The sequence below is a fragment of the Nitrososphaerota archaeon genome, assembly GCA_029785825.1.
Taxonomy (GTDB): domain Archaea; phylum Thermoproteota; class Nitrososphaeria; order Nitrososphaerales; family Gagatemarchaeaceae; genus UBA183.
Genome location: JAFLYY010000007.1, coordinates 1 through 8,290, shown reverse-complemented (window position 1 = coordinate 8,290; position 8,290 = coordinate 1). Strand labels below are relative to the sequence as shown.

Annotated in this window: 9 protein-coding genes; 4 read left to right on the top strand and 5 right to left on the bottom strand. The window is 63.3% G+C overall.

Annotated features, from left to right (window positions below; all coding sequences use genetic code 11):
- Positions 1-477: hypothetical protein (locus JRN21_10795; GenBank protein MDG6989788.1), on the bottom strand; the 477-nt coding region annotated here is incomplete at its 3' end.
- Here JRN21_10795 and JRN21_10790 point away from each other — a divergent pair.
- On the top strand, positions 402-1,514 hold the full coding sequence (locus tag JRN21_10790; protein ID MDG6989787.1) for a hypothetical protein: 1,113 nt from the start codon (positions 402-404) through the stop codon (positions 1,512-1,514). The two genes, JRN21_10795 and JRN21_10790, sit on opposite strands and share 76 nt — an antisense overlap.
- Before the next feature lie 24 nt (positions 1,515-1,538).
- Here JRN21_10790 and JRN21_10785 read toward each other — a convergent pair whose 3' ends face one another.
- The 4 genes from JRN21_10785 to JRN21_10770 form a co-directional block, all read right to left on the bottom strand.
- Positions 1,539-2,057, bottom strand: a complete 519-nt coding sequence (locus tag JRN21_10785) for a DnaJ domain-containing protein (GenBank protein ID MDG6989786.1) — start codon at positions 2,055-2,057, stop codon at positions 1,539-1,541.
- Between the two features lie 145 nt (positions 2,058-2,202).
- Positions 2,203-2,601, bottom strand: a complete 399-nt coding sequence (locus JRN21_10780; GenBank protein MDG6989785.1) for a type II toxin-antitoxin system VapC family toxin — start codon at positions 2,599-2,601, stop codon at positions 2,203-2,205.
- Between the two features lie 9 nt (positions 2,602-2,610).
- Complete coding sequence (locus JRN21_10775) at positions 2,611-2,838, bottom strand: AbrB/MazE/SpoVT family DNA-binding domain-containing protein (protein MDG6989784.1); 228 nt, start codon at positions 2,836-2,838, stop codon at positions 2,611-2,613.
- A gap of 722 nt (positions 2,839-3,560) precedes the next feature.
- Positions 3,561-4,454, bottom strand: coding sequence for a hypothetical protein (locus JRN21_10770; protein MDG6989783.1), 894 nt, complete (start codon positions 4,452-4,454; stop codon positions 3,561-3,563).
- 104 nt (positions 4,455-4,558) lie between these two features.
- Between JRN21_10770 and JRN21_10765 the strand changes: the two genes are divergently transcribed.
- Genes JRN21_10765 through JRN21_10755 form a run of 3 tightly spaced genes read left to right on the top strand, consistent with a single transcriptional unit; the run spans position 4,559 to position 7,906 of the window.
- A complete protein-coding gene (locus JRN21_10765) occupies positions 4,559-6,514 on the top strand; it encodes a hypothetical protein (protein MDG6989782.1) in 1,956 nt (651 codons plus the stop codon).
- Positions 6,511-7,404 carry a hypothetical protein gene (locus JRN21_10760; protein ID MDG6989781.1) on the top strand — a complete coding sequence of 298 codons (894 nt, stop codon included), beginning with the start codon at positions 6,511-6,513 and terminating at the stop codon, positions 7,402-7,404. Before JRN21_10765 ends, JRN21_10760 begins: the two co-directional genes overlap by 4 nt.
- Positions 7,405-7,408: 4 nt before the next feature.
- On the top strand, positions 7,409-7,906 hold the full coding sequence (locus JRN21_10755; protein MDG6989780.1) for an NAD-dependent epimerase/dehydratase family protein: 498 nt from the start codon (positions 7,409-7,411) through the stop codon (positions 7,904-7,906).
- The last annotated feature ends 384 nt before the right edge of the window (positions 7,907-8,290 follow it).

The following is an 8,290-nucleotide window of genomic DNA, read 5'->3' as shown; positions in this document are numbered from 1 at the left end:
AGGCTCGGGGGCTCTTTCCTTCTCTTCTTCGGCTTTCGATTCTGCCCTCCGCCTCCCCCTGGCGCGTTTCCTCCTCGAACTTGTTCTCGTCTCAGACGTCTCCCTCGAGACAAGCTCGATAAGCCTCGCCTTCCCCTTCCCCTCGCTCTTCCTGAGAAGCCTCCCGAGCCGCTGGACGAACTCCCTCGACGAGCCGGTCCCGCTCACTATCACCCCTATGGAGGCCTCGGGGACGTCTATCCCCTCGTCCAGGCGGCTCTTGCCGGCGCGGCCCTCGCCGCCTCCCTCATGCTGGCGTTCGATCGCCCGAAACGATGGCTCCTCTACAGCAGCCCCCGTGCTAGATATCCGTACATCGATTGGGCCTCCCTGAAGGCCGCCCCGACGAAGGAGGGGAAGAGATGACCGCCGCCGAGCAAGACTGGTTCCTGCAGCCCATCTCGGTCCCTCTGCAGAAGGAGCCGCTGGAACAGGCATCGGTGCAGGCGGCAGCCGACGCCATCGTCTCCAACCACCCCCGGTCTTTCGAGCTGTTCTGGGACGGCTCCGAGTCGGAGCTCTGCTTCGGCTCCTCCGCCTCTTGGGACTTGGATCTGGCGGTCAAGCTCTACCGGCAGCACATCAAGGTCGGCCTCCCGCCCGCGACTGGAGTGGCAACAGCCACTTCGAGGGACGGAAAGTCATATCCAGTGCCGCCTTGGCTGTCGAAGCTCGACCCCTCCAGCACGCGCTTCTTCTTCGTCGGCAACGAGCAGGGGCACTGCTTCGCCGTCTACGACACCAGGAAGACCGGCCAGCTCATGACCTCGCTCCTCATCACCCTCCAGAGGAGCAGGTTCGCCTGGGTCCAGTTCGAATGGTTCGAGGCCGGGCTTCACGACCAGCTTGGCGACCTGATGTCCACCCTCTCCAACAGATACGACATCATCTCCGGGCCCTATGTGAGCCCATATGCGGCCCTGACTCAAGAGAACCCCGAGCCGACCGAACATCCGGGGAAGGGAGGGGAGTTCTTCGCATACTTCCCGAGGCTGAAGGACCACATCGAGGCGAAGTCAAGCTCTAGGCTCGTCGCCATGGTCGTCCGCGGGGTCGTGGACTTCGGCAAAGAGGGGACGGACCAGCTCCCCTTCGGCATGGTCGAGGACGCCGGGGAGGTGAGGAGGGGGCGCTGGCTCGGCCCTTCGCCCGCCTCGTCTCTGGGAGGGGACTCGAAGCTGGGGGACAGCCTGAAGGCGTGGTGGACGGACGACCCTAGGATGCTCGTCGACATGGTCCAGCGCCGGGCGCTCGACGTCAAGACACCGATGGACTCCTACGTCAAGGACTATCTGTTCTGGAAGCACTCGCTCCCCTTCGTCATCCTCGGGAGGGAGGAGATGGGGCTCCTCGTACACCCGCCCTCGGGCGACCTGCGCGGGGTGAAGACGACCCGGGGGAGCGGACTCCCTCAGCCGTCGTCGAGGCGCATGGCGGAGAAGCAGGGAATACAGGTCGCCGGGACGCCGGAATGAAGGCAATCGCAGGACGGCAGCCCATCAGTCCTCGAACAACTGGTGGGCCCCCACCAGCAGGCAGAGGATGACGAAGCCGTTGAACACGTAGTCCCAGGGGCCGAGGACGTAGGACGGGATTAACGCGTCAAGGCCGACGAGGCAGATGAGAGAGCCTATGATCGTGTTTACTGCCCCGCCTCTCTGCTCCCACTTTTCCGCCTCCAGGGCCCTCGCCTCACGCGCCGCCTCCTCCTGCCGCTCGCGGTAGCGGCGGACCTCCCACGGGTCGTCGTACCTCCCCGGCCCCAGCGCGTCGTACAGGGCCCTCTCCTCGTCGTCGGACAGCACTGCGTAGGCCTCGCTTATCTCTGCGAACTTCACTGCAGCCTCCCCATCCTTGCTCCTGTCTGGGTGATACCGGAGGGCCAACTTCCTGAAGGCATCCGCGATCTCCGCCTTGGAAGCGCCTTTGCTCACCCCTAGGATTTCGTAGAAGTTCTTCGACCCCGGCGCGCTGTCCCATCCGTTGGTCCGCGACGGTTGGACAGAGGTCGTTTGCATCTCCCCAGACTCGGGGCAGGAGGCCAAATAAACGACGACTGTCTTGGCGTCGAAACGAGAGGAGGGGAGAGTGAAAGTGTCTCTTCATGCTACAAAAGCGGCCACGACCGCTGACATTCCTCCGAGCCGCTCTTCTCGGCGCCCTTCACCAAAGAGTCGGGAAGCCGGAGAGCTTCAAGTCCTTGTCGGGGGTTATAATCGCAGACGCCCCCCTTGAGGACGCGATGGAATAGATCATCCTGTCGTGCAGCTCAGGCACCGTGCAGTCGAGGAACTTCTCCCAGGCAGCCGGGTCCATCGCGGCCGCAGCCAGATAAGACGAAGCGGCGATCTCCCTCATCAGCTCCCTGATGTCTGACTTCGGGTCCCTGGTCTTGAGACGGCCCTTCAGGGCGACATAGGCGAATTCACCGATGACGACTTCAGGGATCAGGATTACCGCCGCACCCGCTTCGGCTTCGCGGAAGGCGCCCTCGGCCCTGCTGGGGAGGTCGTCTTCCAGGTAGCGGGCGAGTGCGACCGTGTCAGCCACGTACAGCTTCATGTCGTCAGCCTAGAGGGTCCACTTTTCGCGCAGCTCCCTGACATCTCTGTCCAGCCCGTTCAGGTCCATCCTCCCCCTGAACCTTCCCCTCAGCCCCGCGGGCCGGTGCCTCACCAAGACGCCCTCCGCCTCCTCGACCAAGACAACTTCCTCGCCTTCCAGCAGGTGATAATGCTCTCTCATCTCTTTCGGGAGGGTTATCTGTCCTTTCGGGCCTACTACGCTCTGTTTAGCCATCGGCAGTTCGGACCTACCTTTCGTATAAAAACCCTACCAATTGTAAGGCCGCCAGCCGCGTGGCCCGAGTCCTCCTGCCCGAGGAGACGAGCCGCTGGTCCAGGAGGTGTCAACTTCCTGAAGGCATCCGCGATCTCCGCCTTGGAAGCGCCTTTGCTCACCCCTAGGATTTCGTAGGGGCCATTCAGGTCGCCTGAGGCATCCCGCCCGTCCTTGCTCGAGGAGGGCTGCACGGCGGTGGTCTCCATCTCTCCGAGTCCAGGAAGTCTTGCAGGATAAGCTGCCCCGAACTTGGTGCCCTATCGTGAGGAGGGGTCGGTGAAAGCGTCTTCTTATGCTACGCCAGCCTTTGTAGCATAAGAACCGCCCAGACCCATTCACTTTCAGACACCCTTGCATCAGGGTCTCCGTCGATCTTGTGGGCCCTTAAATTTGGATGCAACGTCTTGTAGCATAAGGAGGATGGATCACCTTGCGGAGCAGTTGCATAGCGCCCGAAGCCGAGACCGCCTCCAAGAGCAAAGCAGTGCCGGAGAACGCGACCGTCCGGATGCTGACAATCAACTGTGGGAGATGCAGCGCGGCTCATGGCCCCTACAGGTACGCAGAGTGGCGCGAGGGAAACAGGGTGGTCACGAAATACCTAGGCCGGATGGAGTCAACCGGAAAGGAAGATGTAGCATCCGACCGAATCTCGTCTGACTCGCAGACCCCGCTCTCTTTCAGGCGGGATGGGGCCCAGCCCGCCCCTCCTCGACGAGGCCCAAACCTGAAAGGGCGATGAGCAGCAGTTGATCCCTGAGCCTGTCGTAGGCCCTCGCAGGGAGGCTCCTCATCTTGAGGCGCACCCAGCAGAGGACCTCCAGGAAGCTGTCCCTGCCAAGAGACACACCCTCCCCTGCCACGCGTGAACACTCCTCGTTCATGGACCTGAGGTAGTTCTCCTCAAGTTTCATGACGAAGCGCCTCCTGGTCAGCCTCCTGACCTCCGGGCGCCCGAACGCCGAGAGGTAGTCGAAGTGCTCCCCCCTCAACCCTGTCGCCACCATCCAGCGTCCCCTTGCAATCGTCCTCCTGAAAGGCGGATAGCTGTCGACGAACGCTCTCAGCCTCTCGTCTTCCCCGAAGAGCCCCTCGTAGTCGACCGAGTCCACGAAGAGCCGCATGAGCAGCTCGGCGTAGTCCTTTTCGTCCGCGTTGGGCCTGAAAGCGGGCTGAAGGATGTCTCTGTAAGCCGGGAGCATCCCGAACGTCCCCACCATCCTGAGGGCCCCCTTGACTACGGACTCCCTCGGGGCGAGGTCGTTGTGTACGAAGTCCCTGAAGAACCAACCCGTCTCGTACAGGCCCTTCTCCCCCGCCGCGCGCTCCTCCAGCTCCGCCCTGTCTCTGGAGAGTTCGAGCTCCAGCGCGTCCTGCCCCTTCTCCGTCAGGGAGAGGTACCTTCGGAACGGGAGCTTCTCTTCCCTCTCCTCTCGGACGTAGCCCCCGGCGACCAGCTGCTCGACCCTGGTGTGGAGAGTCTGCCTCGCCGCCTGGCCCGACTCTTCGATCTCAGAGATCATCATCCTCCCCGGACCCAGCTGAGCGAGTATCCCCTTCTCTAGCTCGTCCACGGCAAAGCAGGTGCGAGATGGGTATTTCAATGCTCGCTAGATGTTAGCACGCTATCGACTAGCGGGCTTAAATACCACGTTCGCTAAGGATTAGCGAGCACAAGATGGTCAGAGGCGGGCAGAACGACGGAAGCGTCCGTGGCGGACCGGCGAGACTCAGGTTCGCTGACCTCAGGGGCGAACTTGTCGGCAAGCGCGTCGCCGTCAGGGCGCACATCTCAGGTGAATCCGGGGTCAAGGCGGTCTTCGCGAGCTTCAGGGCTGTCTGTACTCGGTGCGGAAAGGCAAAGGACTGCGACGCGTCCGCCGACCCTGGACGCCTCTATGCCCTCATGGTCGGAGAGACAACCGCGCAGGTTCAGCGAGGTGCGGAAGAGCCCTGCGGGGACAGTGGCATGCCTCACAATTGGGCCGTGACCCGGTCGACGGGTCCCCCGTTGACCTACCAGGGCGTCCTGCTGCGAGACACCTCAGCCCTCGACGAGCCGTCCTCCGGGCCGACCTCCGGCTCCCTCCTGGGCGGGTACGTGCTAGGGAGGGCTCCTCAGAACAAGGACGTGGAGCTCGAGGGGACGCTCGTCGTCAACCCGCGGAACTCGAACATCGAGCTGCTCGTCGACGCCGTCAGGCAGGACTTCCCGTCGGTCGACTCGTTCGACCTGACCCCGGACGATGTGGAGGCCCTCCGGAGCTACTTCTCGCCCTACTCCGAGTCTCTGAAGTCCCTGGAGTTCCTGGCGTCGAAGTGCAACCCCCGCATCGCCGGGCGGGACCAGGCGAAGCTCGCAGTCCTCCTCGCCTACCTCTCCCCAACCTGGATCGACGTGAGCGGCCAGCTCAGGCCCGGGACGGTCCGGGCGATGCTCTTCGGGGACCCCCGTCAGGGGAAGGGCTCGGTCGAGGACTACCTCCGCCAGAAGCTCGGCCTGGGGAAGCACGCCATCGGGGAGACGAGCAGCCGCACCGGCATCACCTACGCCATAGACTCGGAGCGGGGGATGGTCGTCTGGGGGGTCATGGTCGAGGCGGACCGAGGACTGGTGGTGCTCGAGGCGCTCCACAAGTTTCCGGCAGAGGATCTGGCCACGATGAGGGAGACCCTTGCCAAGCTCTACGTCGAGGTGAGGAGGAGCTTCTCTGCGAGGGCCTGGGCGCGCACCCGGGTCGTGGCCGACAGCAACGCACGGCAGGAGATGGGGCTCTACCCCTACCCGTGCATGGCCCTGAGGGAGCTACCCTGCTTCAAGGACCAGGCCGACCTCACCCGATGGGACCTCGCCATCCCCTTCAGGGCGGGGGAGGTGGACCCAGACAGGATCGCCGACGCCACCCTGCACGGCGTCGACGACCCCGAGTTCCTTTCGAACCTCAAATCCCTCGTCCTGTGGGCCTGGTCAAGGAACCCCTCCTGCGTAAGGTTCGACGACGACGCCATGGAAGAGGCCAAGGCCGCCTACAAGGACCTGCTGGCGAGGTACTCGGTCCCCGAAGTCCCAGTGGTGAACGAGGACTCCCTCCTCTCCCTCCTGAGGATATCCGCCGCTTTCGCAGCACTCGCCTTCAGCACCACGGACGGCGTCACCCTAGAGGTGAATGAGGCGCACATCAGGCTCGCGAGGGATTTCCTGGAGGAGGTCCTCGAATTGCTCGAGGTCGAGGACTACAGGGTCATGCACGGCGAGATCTCTGTCACGGAGGAGGACAGAAGGGAGTACTCCGCCTTCATGCGCAGGAGCGAGCTGGCATCCAAGATCATCGAGGCGCTCGCCAAGGGACCGAGGAACAGCCCTTACCTCGCCGAAGACATCGGCCACGAGGCCCCCTCCATCAGGAGAGTCTGTGCAGAGCTCAAAGCCATGGGGGTGGTAGAGAAGACCTCCCCCGGCTACAGGCTGACGAAGAAGGGGGTCCAGCTCTGGAGGGAATCCCATGTTACAGACGTTACAGAGGTTACAGGAAAGAGGGAACCCCCTCCCCAGAGGCCCTCCGCGGCCGACACCATCCCTGCAGCAAGGAAGCCGTCCATAACCCTGCTTACAGACGACGGAAGTAGGCCATGAAATCCGGGCATCCTGCGACAGTCAGGAGGGTCGGCCGACCGCCTCGCCTCCAGTCAACGGTGGTGATGGTGCTGCAGGGGCACCCCCGGCTCCAGGGCCATCCGTCAGATCTTGCCAGATTCATCCGAGAGACCGACCCCTCCTTCGAGGGGGTGAAGGGGAGCAACGTCTCCATCGCCTACTCCAAGCTCCGCCGCCGCTTCGGTGACTTCTTCGACCCGAAGGACCTCCACGCCGACCAGTATCACGTCGAAGAGTTCGTCCTGGCTGACGACGGGGAGAGGGTCTGCCCAGTGTGCGGGACCACTTCTGGGTACCAAATGCCCCACTCATCCACTCCCTTGGGCGAGGGGCTGAAGGGCCAGAACTCCTTCGTCAACCCCCTCCATCGCGTCTTCCGCACCAGTCCCATCCGGATGAAGGGGACGACCTACGGCATGATCTCGAAGGCTGCGATGGTGCGCGCCGAGTTCGGGAACGGCGTGGAGGGGAGACTGATAGAAAAGGGGCTCGTGATATTCGAGGAGCTGTGCAAGTCCAACCGCAGGGACGAGCTCCCGCAGGAGGTCACGTCCCAGATGGCCAGAATGGTCGAGGCCGAGTGCAAGACCAGGGCCAAAGGCCTCAAGGAGGCAGGCTTCGACGGCGCCAAGGAGGCAGTCATCACCTCCTGCATGAAGGCCATGGAGGAGTTCCCGCACCACCAGCAGACGCTGAAAAGGATGGTCCTCGCCGTGTCCGCCAACTTCCCCGACCTACTCGCAAAGGCAGGAGGCCGACGAGGGAAGAGCAAGTCCAGCTTCGATTTCGAGGAAGAGGAACGGACCTTCAGGCAGGTGGAGAAGGAGGAGTGGCAGGAGCTACATCCTAGGGACCTGACCAACGCATGACAGGATGTTTGGATGCTCTGCCGCGCTCTGGAAGAGGATCGGCATCGCGAGGATCTTCCACGCCTACGGCCCCAACATCTACCTGAAGGAGGACAGGAGCCAGGTCATCGGCTCCCTCATCAGGAAGGCCATCAGGTACCCCGAGGAAGACTTCGTCGTCTGGGGGGACGGGACCCAGCGGAGGGCCTTCCTCTACATCGACGACTTCCTTGACGGCCTGTTCAGGCTGGACGAATACGTCGAGGCCAAGGGGAACCTCACCGTCAACCTCGGCTCCACCGAGGAGACGACGGTCAAGGCACTCGCGGAAAAGGTCATCGGCATCTCTGGCAAGCGGATCACCCCAAAGTACGACACGACCAAGCCGGTTGGGGTCCTCCGCAGGCTACCAGACCTCAGCCGGGCTGAGAAGGTACTCGGCTGGAGACCCAAGACGAAGCTGGCCGACGGGCTGGCGAAGACGTACGAGTGGGCTGAGCGCAGTATAGCGTCTTGGTCATGACGCCTGCCTGCCGTCAAGGCCCGGCGGGCTGCGTGTCGGATAGGGGCAACCCCAGGGTGTACCTCGAAGTGACGAAGTCCTTGGGGAGGCCGAAGTTAACAGCCAACGAGGCCCACAGCAAGGAGCGCCGGGTGAGCGATGGAAGACCAGAAGAGATGGGTCCAAAAGGCGTTCCTGCGCCCAGGTCGCCGCTTTGACGCCAGGCCGCGTCCTCCCCCCTCTGCTTTAAGCGATAGTACCTCCGGCGGAACACCCGCCACCCTGCCTGGCCCCCCGCCGCGCCGGGGTCCCGCTCACGGCCCTGTCCGTCCCCTCGCCGTTGGCGTCAAACCTGGCGCACGCGAATTGGGTCGGCGGGAGCCCTTTCGTGTTCGACCGCTCAGC

Bases quoted from the DNA above. Each gene is read 5' to 3' on its own strand.
- JRN21_10790 (MDG6989787.1), top strand. From the start codon at position 402: ATGACCGCCGCCGAGCAAGACTGGTTCCTGCAGCCCATCTCGGTCCCT.
- JRN21_10785 (MDG6989786.1), bottom strand. From the start codon at position 2,057: ATGCAAACGACCTCTGTCCAACCGTCGCGGACCAACGGATGGGACAGC.
- JRN21_10780 (MDG6989785.1), bottom strand. From the start codon at position 2,601: ATGAAGCTGTACGTGGCTGACACGGTCGCACTCGCCCGCTACCTGGAA.
- JRN21_10775 (MDG6989784.1), bottom strand. From the start codon at position 2,838: ATGGCTAAACAGAGCGTAGTAGGCCCGAAAGGACAGATAACCCTCCCG.
- JRN21_10765 (MDG6989782.1), top strand. From the start codon at position 4,559: ATGGTCAGAGGCGGGCAGAACGACGGAAGCGTCCGTGGCGGACCGGCG.
- JRN21_10760 (MDG6989781.1), top strand. From the start codon at position 6,511: ATGAAATCCGGGCATCCTGCGACAGTCAGGAGGGTCGGCCGACCGCCT.
- JRN21_10755 (MDG6989780.1), top strand. From the start codon at position 7,409: ATGTTTGGATGCTCTGCCGCGCTCTGGAAGAGGATCGGCATCGCGAGG.